The organism is Klenkia marina, assembly GCF_900101025.1.
In the GTDB taxonomy this organism is placed as follows: Bacteria; Actinomycetota; Actinomycetes; order Mycobacteriales; family Geodermatophilaceae; genus Klenkia; species Klenkia marina.
Window position 1 is genome coordinate 521,874 of sequence record NZ_FMUH01000003.1, and the last position, 16,807, is coordinate 538,680.

Genomic DNA, 16,807 nt, shown 5'->3' on the forward strand with positions numbered 1-16,807 from the left:
CTGCGCAGGCAGAGTGCGCAGGTCAGCGCGCCAGCGGGGGCACCAGCACGCAGTCGGCGCAGGGCCGGGCGCCGGGCAGGCGGTGCAGCAGGCAGCACGAGCGCCGGGCGAAGCCGCCGTCGGGCCGCCACCCGCCGGTGCCGGACAGCGGCCCGCGGGCCAGCAGCGCGTCGAGCACGGCCCGGGCGTGCGGTGCGAGGTCCGGGCGTGCCCCGCCGACGACCACGGCGGTGCCGTTGAGCGCCGACACCACGTTGCCGGTGAGCACCCGGCGGGAGACCGACCGGGTGGCCACGGCCTCGCTCCACGGCCCCACGAGCGGACCCAGCCAGTGCTCGACGAGGGCGGCGGCGACGTCCTCGGGCGTGCCGACCGCCACCCCGTGCACGCCGGACCAGGCCATGGGCACCGGGTTGGACCCGGCCGGCTGCAGCACGACGGTGCCCGGCACCGGCAGCACCCCGGTGACCAGCGCGGCGCCGAGGGCGGGGGACAGCACGCGGGCGACCACCCCCAGGTGCACCAGCGACTGCACCTCCCGCGACCCCGCGGCCGGCCCGAGGACGGCGGACACGGCGGCGGCCCGGGTGTCCAGCAGTCGCCGACCGTCGGCGAGGTCCACCGCTCCGGGCCCGGCGTCGGCGTCCACCGCGCAGAAGGGCCCGAGCTGCGCAGCCGCCCGGAGCACGGCGTCGACGGGGGGCACGACCCGAGCCTGCCACCCGCCGCCGGTGGGGGCGATCACCGCTGGCGCGGGGTCCGCCAGGCGGCCTCCTCGTCGAAGGGCTCGTCGTCGTCGTTCGTCGTCCCGGCGGCCTGCTGCTTGTTGGCGTGCGCCTCCAGCGCTTCGTCCCGGGCCCGGGCCCGGTCGAAGGCCTCGGCCTTCTCCAGCTCGCGCCGCTGCCGCTTGGTCAGCGGGGCGTCGGCGCCCTCGGGCAGCTCGACCCGCCAGTCGTCGCCCTGGCGCCACAGCAGGACGGCGGCGACGGCGAGCCCGACGGGCAGCACGTAGGCGCCCAGGCGTTCCATGCCGCCGTAGCCCAGGAACTGGGTGACACCGGTGCCGAAGAAGATGGTGCCGATGACGCCGACCAGACCGAGCAGGGCGAGCAGGGTGCCCACCGCCTCCGAGCGGGGCCGCACGCCGTAGGCCAGGGCGATCAACCCGAGGCCGCTGCCGAGCAGGTACAGGACGGCGCCGACGGTGTGGGTGGCACCGCCGCTGTCCTCGGGGAAGACCCCGACCAGCACCACACCGACGCCGGCGGCCGACAGCAGGACCAGCGCGAGCCGGCCGCCCAGCCCGATGAGCGCCGGGTACAGCAGGGCCGCGCCCAGGGCGATCAGCACGCCCTGGGTGACGAAGGAGGCGTTCATGGGCCCGGCGGCGGGGGACAGGGCGGTGCCCAGGTCGCTGATCGCCTGGTCCACCCGGCTGTAGCCGCCGAACCGGGCCACCGCGACCGCCTCGACCACGAAGAACTGCAGCGTCAGCACCCACGCCAGCGCGCCCAGCAGGTACCGGGTGCGGCTCAGGGTGGTGCCGGGGGTGGCATCGGGGTCGGTCGTCGCATCGCTCACGGGGAACCATGGTCCCAGCCCGGGGGAGACTGGCGCGCATGAGTGCTGATGCCGGATCGGACCTGGCCCGGCGGGTCGTGGTGGAGCCGGGCAACGGCACCCCGCCCTACGAGCAGCTGCGCGCCCAGCTGGCCGAGCTCGTGCACACCGGCGAGCTGGTCGAGGGCGACCGGTTGCCGACCGTGCGCGGGTTCGCCGAGCAGCTCGGGGTCGCCCCGGGCACGGTGGCCCGGGCCTACACCGAGCTGGAGACCGACGGTCTGGTCGAGGGCCGTGGCCGGGCCGGCACGGTGGTGACCGGCGGGTCGGGCGACCCCGCCCGGGCCCGTCTGCGCGCTGCGGCCAACCGGCTGGTCACCGCTGCCCGCGAGGACGGCCTGGACGACGACACCGTGCTGGCCGTGGTGCACGCCGCCCTCACGGACACGCGGTGAACGCCCGGTGAGCGCCCGATCGGTCGCGCTGTTCGTGCTCGCGGCGCTGCTGGAGATCGGGGGTGCCTGGCTGGTGTGGCAGGGGGTGCGCGAGCACCGCGGTTGGCTGTGGGCCGGCGCCGGGGTGGTCGCGCTGGGCCTCTACGGGTTCGCGGCCGCGCTGCAGCCCTCGGCGGAGTTCGGCCGGGTGCTGGCGGCCTACGGCGGGGTGTTCATCGTCGGGTCGCTGGTGTGGGGCGCGGTGGCCGACGGCTTCCGGCCCGACCGCTGGGACGTCGCCGGGGCGGTGGTCTGCCTGGTCGGCGTCGCGCTGATCATGTACGCCCCGCGCTCGGGATGAGCGCCTGCACCGCCGCCCACTGCGCGGGGGAGAGCCACGAGGGGTTGCTGCCGGCCGGCATGCGCAGCACCTCGGCGTCCCGGGCGACCGGGTCGGACAGCAGCGCACCGCGCGGCACCGGGTCGGCCAGCCGGGTCCACCGGACGACGACGTCGGCCCCGCCCGGGTCGGTGTCCACCACCGTGCCGACCGCGTGCACCCCCGGCGCCACCCGTCCGCTGCACCACAGCAGCACCGGGTCCCCGGGCGTCACCAGGTCCACCCGGTAGGTCCGCCGCACGCACCGGGTGGTCTCGACCTCCGTGCGCGGCTGCCAGTCGGGGTCGACCTCACCGGGCAGCACGGCCGACTTCAGCACCCAGCAGGCGACGTCGTCCCGGGTCAGCACCGCAGGGCCGAGAGGCGGTCGGCGTACCGGTCCACCGCACGACGGGCGACGTCCGGGCGGTCGGCGTAGAGCGCGAGCTGCGGCCCGGCGACCTCGGCCCACGGCACCTCGCGCCCGGCGAGCACCCACCGGTCGCGTGCGGCGGCCGGGTCCAGCCCCAGCGCGTCGAGCACGGCGGCGTCGAGGGGGGCCTTGGCGTTGCCCAGCATCTGGTGCCCGGGCACCGCGGGTTCCCCGGCCCACCCGAGCGTGGCCAGCACACCGGTGCCCACCTCGCGCAGCGTGGCGTTGGCGGGGTGGTTGACCGTCCACATGGCCTCGGCGCCCCCGGCGACCACAGCGTCGGTGGTGTCGACGTCCAGGGCGGCGTTGCGCCGGCGCAGCTCGGCCTGCGACCGGGCGGCGAGGTCCCGCACGGCGTCGGGGTCGGGTCGGGTCGCCTCGACCGCCGCGACCGCCCGGTCGACGTCCCACCCCTGGACGGCGGCGTGCAGCAGCCGGAGGTCGTGGTAGTCGGTGAGCGGGGCGTCCACGCGGGCGCCGTCGGCGTCGTGGGCGTGCACCTGCCAGGGGAACAGGCCCTCGTAGTAGGTGGTGGGCACCCGTACCACGCGGGCGTCGGAGGGCAGCAGCGCGACCAGCTGCTCGCTGCCGCAGCCGGGCACCCGGTACTCGTCCTTGACCGGCTGGGTGACCAGGACCCCGGCCAGGCCCACCAGCTCGTGCAGCCGGCCCACCTCGGCCTCGTCCATCTCGAACACCGGGGGGAGCCGCACGAACTCGACGCCGTGCTCGGCGCCGGCCGGGGCGACCATGCGGCGGATCGACTCGGCCTGGCAGTTGCCCCACACGAACCCGACCGTGCCGGGCTCGACGGCGGCCGGGTCCAGCTCGTGCCAGCGCCGCAGGTGCTCGGGTACCGGGGTCTCCACCTGCGCGTCGGTCATGGGTCCAGCCTGGGACCTCGCCGCGGCGGCGGCAGGGTGAGATGGGCGACCCCGGCTGGCCAGCGGACCCGGCGCTGCCGCAGGGTGGGACCCGTGTCCGCCGTCGCCGCCCTCCCCGTCGGCCACCGGGCGGGCGAGCCGGGTCTGCGCCGGGTGTCGCTGGCGATCTTCCTGTCCGGCGTCGCGGTCTTCGCGATGCTCTACGAGCCGCAGGCCCTGCTGCCCGAGCTCACCCGGGCCTTCGAGGTCACCCCGGCCGGCTCGACGCTGGCGATCTCGGTGTCGACGGTCTCCCTGGCCGTGGGGCTGCTGGTGCTGGGTCCGCTGTCCGACCGGCGGGGCCGCACCGGGATCCTGCAGCTGAGCCTGGCCGCGTCGGCGCTGCTCGCGGTGGGCATCGCGCTGGCCCCCACCTGGCCCGTGCTGCTGGTGCTGCGCGCCCTGCAGGGCTTCGCGCTGGCCGGGCTGTCGGCCGTGGCCGTGGCCTACCTGCGCGAGGAGCTGCACCCCTCGGTGACCTCCCGGGCGATCGGGCTGTTCATCGCGGGCAACGCGATCGGGGGGCTCACCGGCCGGGTCCTGGGCGGTTTCCTCACCGACCTCGGCGGGTGGCGCGTGGCCCTGGGCGGGGTGGCCGTGCTGGGCGTCGCGTGTGCGGTCGCCGTCCGGGTGCTGCTGCCGGCGCCCCGCCGCTTCGTGCCGGTGGACCGCTCGGGGTCGCTGCTGCGCTCGCTGGGCAGCGCGTTCACCGACCCGGCGCTGCTGGCCCTGTACGCCTTCGCGGCTTTCTTGATGGCCGCCAACGTGGCGGTCTACAACGCCGGCACCTTCCGGCTGGAGTCGCCGCCCTACGACCTGACGCCGTCGCTGGCCTCGCTGGTGTTCCTCTCCTACCTGCTGGGCTCGGCCAGCTCGCCCACGGCGGGCTGGCTGGCCGACCGGTTCAGCCGACGGCTGGTCGTGCCGCTGGCCGTCGTGGTCACCGGGGCCGGCATCGCGCTGACCCTGCTGGGGCCGCTGTGGTGCTTCGTGCTGGGGCTGTGCGTGTTCACCGTCGGGTTCTTCGCCGCGCACTCGGTGGCCAGCGGCTGGGTGGCGGCCCGGGCGGCGCTCGGTGGTCGCCCGGTCGGCCAGGCCGCCTCGCTCTACTCGTTCTGGTACTACGTCGGCTCGTCGGTGGGCGGCACGCTGGCGGGGCAGGCCTGGCAGGGCGCCGGGTGGCCGGCGGTCGCCGCATTGTCCGGCGGGCTGTGCGTCGCCGCCTTGCTGCTCACCGTGGTGCTCGGGCGGACCAGGTCGTTGGACCCGGCCCGCCGCTGAGCATCAGGCGTCGTCGGAGTCGACCAGCTCGCGCTCGTGCTGGGTGCGGGCCTCGAGGTTCTCCTGCGAGGGGTGCGGGTCCTTGGCGTGCTCGTGGTGGTCGGCCGAGACGTTCTCGGTGGGCACCATGACGTCGTCGACGGTGGGGGTGGTCTCGTCCTGGGGGCTGGTCATCATCCACCGGTGACCCGGCGTGGCGGGCCCGAAACGTCCCCGCCGAGCGCCTTCGCCGTGGCCCGGACGCCGGGGTGCCCCGCCAGCTGGTCGACCGGCACCGGCAGCGGCAGCCGCCAGTTGGGCCGCTCCATCGCACCGGGCACGTTGGGTCGCCGCTCCACCCCGAGGGCGTCGTCGAGCGTCGCCGACAGCAGCAGGCAGGGGGCGGTCGCCAGCAGCGCGTGCGCCCGCTCGACGGCCTTGGCCACGCCCATGCGCTTCGTGGGTCCGGCGGGGTGGTCGGTGAGGTGGGCCAGCAGCTGCTGGCGGTCGCGCTCCAGCTGGTCGGCCTCGCCGGTGCCCAGCTCGACCTGCTCGGCGACGTCGGACCCGGTCCACAGCCCCGCCACGGTCGGCAGGTCGTGGGTGGTGATCGCGCCCATGGCGGCGGCCGGCCAGTCGGCGGGGGCGTCGTCCTCGAACCACAGCAGGCGGTAGGAGAGCACGCCGTGCTCGGCCATGGCCTCGCGGACGCCGTCCTCGACCGTGCCGAGGTCCTCGCCGACGACGACGGCCTGCGCGCGGTGGCTCTCCAGCGCGACGATGCCGAGCAGGTCCTCGGCCGGGTAGCGCACGTAGGCGCCCTGCACGGGGTCGCCGCCGGGCACCCACCACAGCCGGAACAGCCCCATCACGTGGTCGATGCGCAGGCCGCCGGCGCCGGCCATCGTCGCCCGGATCGACTCGACGAAGGGTGCGTAGTCCGCCGCCCGCAGCCGCCACGGCACCAGCGGCGGGGAGCCCCAGTCCTGGCCCTTGGCGTTGAACGCGTCGGGCGGTGCGCCCACGCTGACGCCCTCGGCGAGCACGTCCTGCCAGGCCCACGCGTCGGCGCCGCCGCCGGAGACGCCGATGGGGAGGTCCTGGATCACCGTGAGGTCGCCGGTGGCGGCGGCCAGCTGGCCGTCGAGCAACCACTGCAGCCAGGCGTGGAAGGCCACCTGCGGCTCGTGGTCGGTCGACCACGCCCGGACGGCGTCCGAGCGCGGGTCGCGCAGGTCGGCCGGCCAGTCGGGCCAGTTCGCCCCGTGCTCGTCGGCGATCGCGGCCCAGTTGGCCCAGTCCTGCAGCTGCTGGCCCTGGTGCCACCACCAGTCGCGGAAGCCCTCCGGGGAGGGGTCGGCGTCGAAGGTGCGCTGCAGCACGGCCCGCTTGAACGCCCAGATCGGGTCGCGGTCGACCAGCTCGGCCCCGTTGAGCTCGGCGGCGCGGGCCCGGTCGTCGTCGGTGAGCTGCACGCCGGGGACGTCGTCCAGGCGCAGGTAGACCGGGTTGCGGAAGCGGCGGGTGGCCGGCAGGTAGGGGCTGTCCTCCTGCTCGGGGCCGGGCCCCACGGCGTGCAGCGGGTTGACCAGCACGAAGCCGGCGCCCTGCGACTCGGCCAGCTCGCGGACGGTGCGCAGGTCGGCGAGGTCGCCGATGCCGGCCGACCCGGTGCCGCGGGCGGCGTAGAGCTGTACGGCCCAGCCCCAGCTGCGCTGCTCGGGCAGGAAGCAGCGGCCCGGGTGCACCACGAGCAGCCGGTCCCGGCCGTCCGGCGTGCGGAGGCGGTGGTAGCCCAGCGGCATGTCCTCGGGCAGCTCGCCGTCGACGTCGACGCTGGTGCCGTCCTCGCAGACCACCAGTGCGCGGTCGACCTCCAGCACGTCGCCGGGGACGGCCACGATCGGGGCGGTGTCCTCGAGGTCGGCCGGCGGCTCGCCGATGACCTCGCGCAGCCGCTCGATGGTCGCCCGGTCGACGGTGTGCTCGGTGTCGAGCGCGTCGAGCCAGCTGTCGTCGATCCCCCAGCGGTCTGTGCTCACCGCCCCATCCTCGGGGCTCGCGGGGCGGTGAGCACCCCGGGCGTCAGGCGGGCTGCACGCCGAACGCCGTCGCCAGGTTCATGATCTTGCGGGCCCGGCCGAGACGGGGCAGGTCGCTGCCGTCGCGGATGACCTGGCCGCGGGCGTCGAAGTCGGCCAGGAAGTCGGTGGCCCAGGCGACGTCGGACGGCGTGGGCGAGATGACCTCGTTGATCACCGGCAGCTGGTCGGTGTCCAGGCAGAGCTTGCCGGTGAGGCCCAGGGAGACGGTGACCTCGGTGGCCTCGCGCAGCACGCCGTGGCTGGAGCCGACCGTCGGTCCGTCGATCGGGCCGGGCAGGCCACCGACGCGGCTGCCCACGACCAGGCGCGAGCGCGGGTAGGCCATGGCGAGGTCGTCGGCGGCGGTGCCGGTGTCGCGGCGGTAGTCACCCGACCCGAAGGCCAACCGGAAGGCCCCGCGGGCCTTGGCGATGTGCACGGCCTCCTCGATGCCCAGCGCGGACTCGACCAGCGCGAGCACCCGGGTGGCACCGCCGAGGCGGTCGTAGGTCTCGGTGACGTGCTCGGCGGCCTCGGTCTTGGCCAGCATCACGCCGGCCAGGCCCGGGAGGCCGGCCAGCGCGGCGACGTCGTCGGCCCAGAACGGGGTGGAGTGGTCGTTGATCCGCACCCAGGCCTGGCGGTCGCGCTGCGTCGACAGGTAGTCGACCACCGAGGCGCGGGCGTCGGGCTTGGCCTTGGGGTCGACGGCGTCCTCGATGTCGAGGATCACCTGGTCGGCCCGCGACGCCAGCTTCTCGTCGAACTCGGCGTGTCCCCGGGCGCCGTTGACCAGCAGCCAGGAGCGGGAGATGTCGGCTTCCACGTGTCGTCTCTGCACGGCCGGTCATCATCCTCGGCGCCGCGGTGTGACTCATCCCCGGGGCTTCGCCCGGCGAGTCGGCACCGCGGCGGCCGGGTCCTCGGGCCACGGGTGGCGGGGGTAGCGGCCGCGCAGCTCGCTGCGGACGGCGGGGTAGCCGGTGGTCCAGAACCCGGCCAGGTCGCCGGTCGTGGCGACCACGCGGCGGGCGGGGGAGAGCAGCTCGAGCCGCAGCGGCCGCCCGGCGACCACCGGGGTGTCCGCCCAGCCGAAGGCCTCCTGCACCCGCATGGACGCCGTGGGGCTCTCGGGGTTCGTGTAGTCCACCCGGTGCCCGGTGCCGCCGGGCACGGTGACCTTCTCCGGGACGACGTCGTCCAGCGTCCCGGCGACCTGCCACGGCACCAGCGCCCGCAACGCGGCCACCACGTCCAGCCGTCGCAGGTCGGCGCGGCTGCGGGCCGCCTGCACCTGGGGGGTGGCGCCCAGCGCGGCGCGCAGGGCCTGGTCGTCGACGGCCGGCCAGGGCTCGCCCAGCCCGGCGGCTGCTGCGGCCAGGCGCTGCCGCAGCGAGGTGGCGGCCGGCGTCCAGCGCAGCAGGTCCAGGCCCTCGGTGCGCAGGCCCTCGGCGACGGCGGCGGCGACCAGCGCGGGGTCGGGGTCGGGCAGCGGCCGCTCGGTGAGCACGATCGCGCCCAGCCGCTCGACGCGGGCTGCTCGCACGTCGCCGTCGCGCCACACGACCTCGGGGCCGTCGGTGTGGTCGCCGACCTCCAGGGCGGTGACCTGGTCCACGGCGACCGCGAGCCGGACGCGGGCGTCCCGCCGTCCCGGCGCCCGGTCGGCCGCGGCGACCGCGATCCACTCGGCACCCGCCAGCGCCGTCCCCGGGGGCAGCTCGGCGCCGGTGCCGGCGGCCAGCAGGTAGGTGCGCTCGGTGCGCGGCCGGCGCCGGGCCAGCCACTCGGGGTGGGCCAGCGCGGTGACCAGACCGGCAGCGGTGTCGTCGGGGATGCCGGTCCGACGGGCGTCGGGCACGGCGCGCTCGAGTCGGGCCACCTCGTCGCGCCATGCACCCGAGTCCCGACCACCCCGGGCCTCCCGCAGGGCGGCCGCCAGGTCGTCCGAGCGCGGGCTGCTGTCGGCCGACAGCAGGGCCACCACCTCAGCGGCCCGGCGGCGGCCGACCAGCGGGGCGCCGTCGAGCAGGGCGCGGGCCAGCCGCGGGTGGGCGCCGACACCGGTCAGCCGGCGTCCGCGCCCGGTGACCCGGCCGGCGTCGTCGACGGCGCCGAGGGTGCGCAGCGTCTGGTCGGCGACGGTCATCGCGGCGGTCGGCGGTGGGTCCAGCAGCGCCAGGCCGGCCCCGCCGGGGGCGCCCCAGGTGGCCAGCTCGAGGGCGACCTGGGTGAGGTCGGCGGTGGCCATCTCCGGTTCGGGGGCGGCGGGTCGGCGGGCGTGCTCGGTCGCCGACCACAGCCGGTAGACCCGGCCGGGGCCCTCGCGCCCGGCCCGACCGGCCCGCTGGGTCGCCGCGGCCTGCGACGCCGGCACGGTGACCAGGGCGCCCAGCCCGCGGGACAGGTCGACCCGCGGGGTGCGGGCCAGGCCGGCGTCGACGACCACCCGGACGCCGGGCACCGTCAGGCTGGACTCGGCGACGTCGGTGGCCAGCACCACCCGGCGCCGTGGCCCGGCGGTCAGCGCGGCGTCCTGCTCGGCGGTGGGCAGCCGGCCGTGCAGCGGGCGCACGTCGACGTCCAGCCCACCCAGACGGCGCTGCACCCCGCCGATCTCGGCGGCGCCGGGCAGGAACACCAGCACGTCGTGCTCGGTCTCGGCCAGGGCCCGGCGCACGGTGTCGGCCACCGCGTCGAGCAGCCGGGGGTCCACCCGGGTGCCCAGCGGGGGCTGCACCGGCGGCGACGGCGGGCACCACACGGTCTCGACGTCGAACAGCGCGCCGGTCGCCTCGACCACGGGCGCGCCGCCCAGCAGCGCGGCCAGCCGCTCGGCCTGGGCGGTCGCCGACATGGCCAGCAGCCGCAGCTCGGGCCGCAACGCCGCCCGGACGTCGAGGGTGAACGCGAGCGCGAGGTCGGTGTCGGTGTGCCGCTCGTGCACCTCGTCGAGGACGACGACGTCGACCCCGGGCAGCTCGGGGTCGGCCTGCAGCCGGCGCAGCAGCAGGCCGGTGGTGACCACCTCGACGCGGGTGGCGGCCGACCGGCGGGAGTCGCCGCGCACGCTGTAGCCGACCCGCTGCCCGACGTCCTCGCCGAGCAGCGAGGCCATCCGCCGGGCGGCAGCGCGGGCGGCCACCCGCCGCGGCTCGGCGACCAGCACCCGGGCCTCCCCGGCGAGGGCCAGCGGCACCAGCGTCGTCTTGCCGGTGCCCGGGGGCGCCACCAGCACGGCACTGCCGTGCGCGTCCAGTGCGGCCGTGAGCTCGGGCAGCACCGCCCGCACCGGCAGGTCGACGTCGCGGGGCAGCACCCGGCCAGTCTGCCCGTCGGCGGGATCAGGACCCGCCGGCCATGCCCTCGGCGAGCGCGCCGAGCACGCTGCCCCGGCCCGGCCCCAGCACGTGCGCGAACAGCGCGCAGGCGAGCTCGTCGTCGGGGGACAGGACGGCGCGCAGCTCGACCGCCGGGCCGCGGATCTCCCGGTGCGCGGTGGCGATCCAGACGCCGTCGCCCAGCACCCGGGCCCGCCTCGAGGTGCGGTGCTCGAACTCGTAGCGGGCCCCACCCAGCGGCAGCGACCCGCGGGTGCGGGCCCGCCGCGTGCCCCACCGGCGCAGGCCGTTGCGCAGGGTGGTGGTCGACCCGTCGGGCAGCTGCACCTCCACCACCTGCCGGGCGCGGGGATGCACCCGCATCCGGCCGAGGCCGTGCACCCGGGCCCGCTCGGCGCCGGAGCCGTCCAGCAGCGAGAGGTAGGACCTGTCCGGTGGCTTGGTCACCCGCCAGTCGCGGGCGGACAGGAAGGGCTGCACGTCGGTGATCATCCCCGGCCGGGTCGCCGCGGGCACCCACAGCCGCTACACATCTCGGGTGACCGTCATCGGCTTCCACGCCAGCCACGAGCAGATCCCGCCCTCGGAGCTGCTCACCGCCGTCCAGCACGCCGAGCAGGTCGGGTTCACCGCCGCGATGTGCTCGGACCACCTCGAGCCGTGGTCGGTGCGCCAGGGCCAGTCCGGGTTCGCCTGGTCGTGGCTGGGGGCCGCGCTGGCGACGACGTCGCTGCCCTTCGGCGCGGTCAACGCGCCCGGCCAGCGGTACCACCCGGTGATCATCGCGCAGGCGATCGCGACGCTGGCGCAGATGAACCCGGGTCGGTTCTGGGTCGCGCTGGGCTCGGGCGAGTTGATGAACGAGCACATCACCGGCCAGCAGTGGCCGCGCAAGGAGCTGCGCGACGCCCGGCTGCGCGAGTGCGTGGACGTCATCCGGGCGCTGCTGGCCGGCGAGGAGGTCACCCACGACGGCCTGGTCACCGTGGACCGGGCGCGGGTCTGGTCGCTGCCCGAGCAGCAGCCCGCGCTCGTCTGCCCGGCCGTCACCGCGGCCACCGCCCGCCGGGGGGCCGACTGGGCCGACGGCCTGATCACCATCAACCAGCCGCACGACCGGCTGCGCGAGGTGCTGGCGGCCTACCGCGACGCCGGCGGGCACGGCCCGGCCACGGTGCAGGTGCACCTGTCGTGGGCGCCGACGGACGAGGAGGCGCTGGAGATCGCGTACGACCAGTGGCGGTCGAACCTGCTGCCGCCGCCCACGTGCTGGGAGCTCGAGGGCGCGGAGAGCTTCGACCAGGTCGGCGAGCTGGTGACCCGCGAGCAGGTGCGCGAGGCCGTGCAGGTGTCCGCCGACCTCGGGCAGCACGCCGCGTGGATCGCCGAGTACGCCGAGCTCGGGTTCGACCAGGTCGTGCTGCACCACGTCGGGCAGACGCAGACGGCGTTCCTGGACGCGTTCGGGTCGCACGTGCTGCCGCAGCTCGACGTCACCCGGCCGGGGCCCGCGGTGGCCATCGACCCGCCGGGGCCCGAGGGTGTGCGCCGTCCCGAGCAGGAGCCGCAGCCGGCCGTGCTGGCATGAGGGTCACCGACACCGCCGACCTCTGGTGGAAGAACGCGGTGCTGTACTGCCTGGACGTCGAGACCTTCATGGACTGGGACGACGACGGCACCGGCGACTTCCCCGGCCTCGTGCAGCGGCTGGACCACCTCGTGGACCTCGGCGTCACGTGCCTGTGGCTGATGCCCTTCTACCCGACCGCCGAGCGCGACGACGGCTACGACATCACCGACTTCTACGGCGTCGACCCGCGGCTGGGCACCCACGGCGACCTCGTGGAGCTGGTCCGCACCGCGCACGACCGGGGGCTGCGGGTGATCGCCGACCTGGTGGTCAACCACACCTCCGACCAGCACCCCTGGTTCAAGGAGTCCCGGCGCTCCAAGGACAGCCCGAAGCGGGACTGGTACGTGTGGCGGGCCGACGCGCCGCCGGACACCAGCGACCAGGTGGTGTTCCCCGACCAGGAGGACTCGATCTGGGAGCTCGACGAGCGCACCGGCGAGTACTACCTGCACCAGTTCTACAAGACCCAGCCCGACTTGAACGTCACGAACCCGCTGGTCCGGGACGAGATCGCCAAGATCGTCGGGTTCTGGACGCAGCTGGGGCTCGACGGGTTCCGGATGGACGCCGTCCCGTTCCTGCTGGACACCGGCGGCGCCGAGGCCGACCGGCTGCCCGACCCGCACGCGTGGATGCGCGACGTGCGGGCGTTCCTGGACCGGCGGACCCACGGCGGGATCCTGCTGGGCGAGGTGAACCTGCCGTTCGAGCAGCAGCTGGAGTTCTTCGGCGGCGCCGACGGCGACGAGCTGACGATGCAGTTCGACTTCATCGGCATGCAGGCCACCTACCTCTCGCTGGCCCGCGCCGACGCCGGCCCGCTGACCCGGGCGCTGCGGGGCCGGCCGGCGACGTCACCGGACTCGCAGTGGGCCACGTTCGTGCGCAACCACGACGAGCTGACGCTGGACAAGCTGACCGACGACGAGCGGCACGAGGTGTTCGCCGCCTTCGGCCCCGACCCGGCGATGCAGATCTACGACCGCGGCCTGATCCGCCGGCTGCCGCCGATGCTGGACGGCGACCCGCGGCGCATCCGCATGGTCTACAGCCTGCTGTTCTCCCTGCCCGGCACCCCGACGATCTTCTACGGCGAGGAGATCGGCATGGGGGAGGAGCTGGCGGTCGGCAGCCGACTGGCCGTGCGCACGCCGATGCAGTGGACGTCGGGGACCAACGGCGGCTTCTCCCGCGCGAAGGCCGCCAAGCTGCCCGGCCCGGTGGTGACCGGCGGGTACGCGCCGGAGTTCGTCAACGTGGCCGACCAGCGCAAGGACCCGGACTCGCTGCTGGCGTTCTTCCGGCGGCTGATCGCGCGGCGCAAGGAGTGCCCGGAGCTGGGGTGGGGCTCGTTCGAGGTGCTGGACCAGCCGCACGCCGCCGTCCTGGCGCACCTGTGCTCGTGGGACGACGGTGCGCTGGTCGCGCTGCACAACCTGGGTGCCGAGCCGGCGGTGGTGCCGGTGGCGCTGGACGGGTGCGGGGCCGAGCACCTGCTGGCCGACCTGCTGGTGGAGGGGACGACGGCGCTCGACGAGCGGGGTCGGGCCGAGCTGGCCCTCGAGGGCTACGGGTACCGCTGGCTGCGGGTGGTGGCGCCGGGGACGCGGAGGCTGCTGTGACGCAGGGTGGGGCGGGGAGTCGAGATGTCGACATGTCGACCGACGCGACGGTGCTGGCCGGGGTGGGTCCGCGGCTGCGGGCGCTGCGCCAGAAGCGGGACCTGACGCTGACCTCGTTGTCGGCCACGACGGGGATCTCGGTGAGCACGCTGTCGCGGCTGGAGTCCGGGGGGCGCAAGCCCACCCTGGAGCTGCTGCTGCCGATCGCGCGGGCGCACGGCGTACCGCTCGACGAGCTGGTGGGTGCACCGGCGGTGGGGGACCCGCGGGTGCGGGCGGATCCGGTGCAGATGCACGGCATGACGATGTGGCCGCTGTCGACGCAGCCGGGTGGCCTGCAGGCCTACAAGTTGCTGATCCCGCCGGGGTCGCCGCGCACCGAGCCCGACCAGAAGACGCACGAGGGCTACGACTGGCTGTACGTGCTGAGCGGTCGGCTGCGGCTGGTGCTCGCCGAGCACGACCTGGTGCTGGGCCGCGGGGAGGCGGCGGAGTTCGACACCCGCACTCCGCACTGGTTCGGCAGCGCGGACGACCGGCCGGTGGAGATGCTGGCGCTGTTCAGCAAGCAGGGCGAGCGCATGCACCTGCGCGCCCGCCCGAAGGGCGCCACCTGACCCGGCGCCACCCGTGCCAGGCCCCTGCGGTGCACCCTCGCGCCCCGACGTCGCCCGCACCGCAGGTGCTGCCCGGATGCATCGAGTCCGGAGCCGTCGAGGGTGGTGCTCCCCGGTCGGACGCCCGGTGCGGCAGCTGCAGACGACGGCTGAACAGGTGTGCGCTGCTGCCCTGACGGATGTCAGAAGGGTGGCTGATCCGCGTCAGGGGCTGTCGAGCTCCCGGTGCCGCCTGCACAACCGACCGTGCCACCGTCCGCGTCGCCGAAGTCGTCACTGGTGGGCCAGAGGGGCAGGCCTGCTGCGGCGCGGGTGAGGGCGGCGTCGAGGTCGGCGTCGATCTGGGCGGCGAGGCGGGCCCGCTCGTCGGTGGCTGCGCGTCGAGCGGCTCGCTGTTGGGGGGTGGGGGTGCGGTAGCGCTTGGGGGTCGGGCCGAGGACGTCGACGAGCGCATCGACCTGGGGCTGCGTAGATCCGGCCACGCTCACCCCGGCCACGCTCGCCCCGGCCACGCCTGCTCCCGCCACGCCTGCTCCGGTCACGCCTGCTCCGGTCACGCCTGCTTCGGCGAGGTGGGCTGGCCGGGTGGTGCGGGTGGGGCTGCCTGGTGGGGTGACGTGGAGGGTGCCGTCGGGGTCCATCTGGAAGGTCCAGCCGGGGGCGTGGGTCTTGAGGCGGTGGTGGCGGCGGCACAGGCAGATCAGGTTGGTGACGCAGGTGGGTCCACCCGCGTGGGGGCGTCGGTGGTCGTGGGGGATGACGTGGTCGAGGTCGACGTAGTGCGCGGGGCGGTGGCAGCCGGGGAAGCGGCAGTGCCGGTCGCGGGCCTTGACGAAGCGGACCTGCTCGGCGGAGGGGGTGTAGCGGTCCACGGCTGGTGGTGGGCCGAGGCCGGTGCCGCGGCGCAGAGCCGCACGGGCCTCGGCGGGAGTGGTGAGGGCGCAGAGGCGGCCGGTGGAGTCGACGACCTCGAACCACACGTGTCCGCCCTCGACGCGGCCGTGTGGACCGGTGGGGATCAGAGCGGCGTAGCGAGCCAGCAGTTCGGCGACTGCCGCGGGTGGGACGGGCAGCCCGCCGATGGCGCCGACCCTGGAGCCACGACGCGTGCTGCGGCCGTCCCCGTCGTCGGACCAGACCACCCGACCTTCGCCGCCGTCGTCGCTCGGGTCGGCGGCGCCGGTCGGCGCATCGGTGTCCATCCCGTGCTGGTCACAGGCGGAGGCCGTGGCCTGGTTGGTGAGCTCGGTGTCGTCGGTGCGTTCGGTGGCCGCCGGGGTCGAGGTGTTCTGGAGGGGGCCGCCGTCGTCGAGATCGGTGAGGTCGACGCGTAGGTGGAGGTTCCAGCGGGCGGCGGCGACGTCGTCGGGCAGCGCCTGCCACGGGCGCGTGACCAGCTGGTGGTGAGCCACGACCCGGAGGACACCGATGGGTCGGCGGTCGCCGTTCTTGCGCATGGTGGCGGCCATGGCGTCGACGACGGTCTGCATCTGCGCGGCCTGGTCGGCGTCGAGGTGGTCGGATCGGAAGGTGGCCAGGCCGTCGCCGGTGCCTGTGGTGGTGGTGTTCTGCTTGGTCCTGCGCTGCTCGGCGCGGCGGTCGGCCTCGGCGGGATCGGCGGCGACGAGGGCGCCGGCGACGCGGTCGGCCAGAGGGGTGGGGCCGGCGCCTTCACCGATCCAGGCCAGGCCTCGGCGGGCGATCGCGTCGACGACGTGGTCGGGGAGCCCGCCGCCGGCGGACTGCTTGCGGTGGGCGAGAGCGTCGACGAGGACGGTGGCGCGGCGGACGTCGATGCGCCCCTCGGCCAGTGCGGCCCAGACCTGGGGGAGTTGCTCGACGAGAGCGCGTTGTTTGCCGACCAGGGTGGTCGCCGTGCTGGTGCTGATGCCCAGCACGCAGGCCACCTCGTCGGTCACCCAGTCGTCGGCCCGGCCATCAGGGTCATCGGGCCGGCCGCCGGGCAGCGGCGACTGGGCGGGTTGGAGGGCGGCCAGGCGGCTGATGGCGGCGGCTTGCAGGGCGTGGAGTTCTGCCTGGGCCTCCGCGACGTCGCGCAGGACGGCGTGGATGTCGGCCCGGTCGGCGTGGACGACGAGCAGCTCGGACAGGCGGGTGGGTCGGTGCACCAGGTCGTCGGGGAGGCCGGCGGCGATCTGGGCTGCCCGTTCGGCCTCCAGCACGGCGGCCTTGGCGGCGGCGGAGGCGTAGACCTCGACCTGGCTGATGCCGATGGTGAGGCCGAACCGGCTGCCGACCACCATGCCGTCCACCGCCACCATCCTCTCCGATCAGTCGAACACGTGTACGAAGAATAGCCCACGCGGACGGTTCGGTCGAGATGGATGCACAGGTCAGGACGCCGTCCACAGCGGTCGTGAGCTGCGGCGAGTTCTGTCGGAGGGTGGGGGCAGGATGTACGGCCAGCCGCCCGCCGGAGGCCTGGTGAGGGAGGGGTCCGGTCGCCGTCCAAGTGGGCGTCATCGGGAGGACGTCGACCGCAGTTCGGCCTCGCGGAACC

The 16,807-nt window shown here is 75.6% G+C and carries 16 protein-coding genes; 6 read left to right on the forward strand and 10 right to left on the reverse strand.

All coding sequences use genetic code 11. From position 1 onward, the window contains the following. Window positions 1–22 precede the first annotated feature (22 nt). Together BLP29_RS12165 and BLP29_RS12170 are read right to left on the reverse strand one after the other, a co-directional pair. Entirely contained in the window at window positions 23–706 is a 684-nt protein-coding gene (locus tag BLP29_RS12165; RefSeq protein ID WP_133379142.1) for a (2Fe-2S)-binding protein, read from the reverse strand. A gap of 35 nt (window positions 707–741) precedes the next feature. After that, window positions 742–1,581: a DUF998 domain-containing protein gene (locus tag BLP29_RS12170; protein WP_243469904.1), complete on the reverse strand. Its 840-nt coding sequence runs from the start codon at window positions 1,579–1,581 to the stop codon at window positions 742–744. Between the two features lie 38 nt (window positions 1,582–1,619). Between BLP29_RS12170 and BLP29_RS12175 the strand changes: the two genes are divergently transcribed. After that, window positions 1,620–2,015, forward strand: a complete 396-nt coding sequence (locus BLP29_RS12175) for a GntR family transcriptional regulator (protein ID WP_092804592.1) — start codon at window positions 1,620–1,622, stop codon at window positions 2,013–2,015. 7 nt (window positions 2,016–2,022) lie between these two features. Continuing rightward, window positions 2,023–2,355, forward strand: coding sequence for a YnfA family protein (locus BLP29_RS12180; RefSeq protein WP_092804595.1), 333 nt, complete (start codon window positions 2,023–2,025; stop codon window positions 2,353–2,355). Here BLP29_RS12180 and BLP29_RS12185 read toward each other — a convergent pair. Together BLP29_RS12185 and BLP29_RS12190 are read right to left on the reverse strand one after the other, a co-directional pair. After that, window positions 2,330–2,743, reverse strand: coding sequence for a hypothetical protein (locus tag BLP29_RS12185; protein ID WP_092804598.1), 414 nt, complete (start codon window positions 2,741–2,743; stop codon window positions 2,330–2,332). The genes BLP29_RS12180 and BLP29_RS12185 overlap by 26 nt on opposite strands. Further along, window positions 2,737–3,690 (reverse strand): WcbI family polysaccharide biosynthesis putative acetyltransferase, encoded by a 954-nt coding sequence (locus tag BLP29_RS12190; RefSeq protein WP_092804601.1) that lies wholly within the window; start codon window positions 3,688–3,690, stop codon window positions 2,737–2,739. The genes BLP29_RS12185 and BLP29_RS12190 overlap by 7 nt, the downstream gene beginning before the upstream one ends. Window positions 3,691–3,783: 93 nt before the next feature. Between BLP29_RS12190 and BLP29_RS12195 the strand changes: the two genes are divergently transcribed. Then, window positions 3,784–5,010 (forward strand): MFS transporter, encoded by a 1,227-nt coding sequence (locus tag BLP29_RS12195; protein WP_243469905.1) that lies wholly within the window; start codon window positions 3,784–3,786, stop codon window positions 5,008–5,010. A 3-nt stretch (window positions 5,011–5,013) separates the two neighbouring features. On the opposite strand, the gene BLP29_RS21035 is transcribed toward BLP29_RS12195, so the two are convergent. Genes BLP29_RS21035 through BLP29_RS12215 form a run of 5 tightly spaced genes read right to left on the reverse strand, consistent with a single transcriptional unit; the run spans window position 5,014 to window position 10,930 of the window. After that, window positions 5,014–5,184, reverse strand: a complete 171-nt coding sequence (locus BLP29_RS21035; RefSeq protein ID WP_165839367.1) for a hypothetical protein — start codon at window positions 5,182–5,184, stop codon at window positions 5,014–5,016. Then, window positions 5,184–7,031, reverse strand: coding sequence for a 4-alpha-glucanotransferase (gene malQ, locus BLP29_RS12200; RefSeq protein ID WP_092804604.1), 1,848 nt, complete (start codon window positions 7,029–7,031; stop codon window positions 5,184–5,186). Before malQ ends, BLP29_RS21035 begins: the two co-directional genes overlap by 1 nt. A gap of 43 nt (window positions 7,032–7,074) precedes the next feature. Then, window positions 7,075–7,899 carry an HpcH/HpaI aldolase/citrate lyase family protein gene (locus BLP29_RS12205; protein ID WP_243469906.1) on the reverse strand — a complete coding sequence of 275 codons (825 nt, stop codon included), beginning with the start codon at window positions 7,897–7,899 and terminating at the stop codon, window positions 7,075–7,077. Between the two features lie 48 nt (window positions 7,900–7,947). Beyond that, on the reverse strand, window positions 7,948–10,392 hold the full coding sequence (gene hrpB, locus BLP29_RS12210; protein ID WP_207798450.1) for an ATP-dependent helicase HrpB: 2,445 nt from the start codon (window positions 10,390–10,392) through the stop codon (window positions 7,948–7,950). 25 nt (window positions 10,393–10,417) lie between these two features. Beyond that, the gene (locus BLP29_RS12215; RefSeq protein ID WP_092804609.1) at window positions 10,418–10,930 is read right to left on the reverse strand and encodes a hypothetical protein; all 513 of its coding nucleotides are present in this window, start codon (window positions 10,928–10,930) and stop codon (window positions 10,418–10,420) included. A gap of 22 nt (window positions 10,931–10,952) precedes the next feature. Here BLP29_RS12215 and BLP29_RS12220 point away from each other — a divergent pair, with 22 nt between their 5' ends. From BLP29_RS12220 to BLP29_RS12230, 3 genes are read left to right on the forward strand one after another with little or no spacing between them, the layout of a single operon-like run. Then, window positions 10,953–12,002, forward strand: a complete 1,050-nt coding sequence (locus BLP29_RS12220; RefSeq protein WP_092804612.1) for a TIGR03885 family FMN-dependent LLM class oxidoreductase — start codon at window positions 10,953–10,955, stop codon at window positions 12,000–12,002. Beyond that, entirely contained in the window at window positions 11,999–13,669 is a 1,671-nt protein-coding gene (locus BLP29_RS12225) for an alpha-amylase family protein (RefSeq protein ID WP_092804615.1), read from the forward strand. The genes BLP29_RS12220 and BLP29_RS12225 overlap by 4 nt, the downstream gene beginning before the upstream one ends. A 32-nt stretch (window positions 13,670–13,701) precedes the next feature. After that, on the forward strand, window positions 13,702–14,286 hold the full coding sequence (locus BLP29_RS12230) for a helix-turn-helix domain-containing protein (protein ID WP_092804618.1): 585 nt from the start codon (window positions 13,702–13,704) through the stop codon (window positions 14,284–14,286). Window positions 14,287–14,468: 182 nt separating this feature from the next. Here the strand turns inward: BLP29_RS12230 and BLP29_RS21275 are convergent, their stop codons facing one another. Then, window positions 14,469–16,550, reverse strand: coding sequence for an HNH endonuclease signature motif containing protein (locus tag BLP29_RS21275; protein ID WP_243469921.1), 2,082 nt, complete (start codon window positions 16,548–16,550; stop codon window positions 14,469–14,471). Window positions 16,551–16,807: the final 257 nt, after the last annotated feature.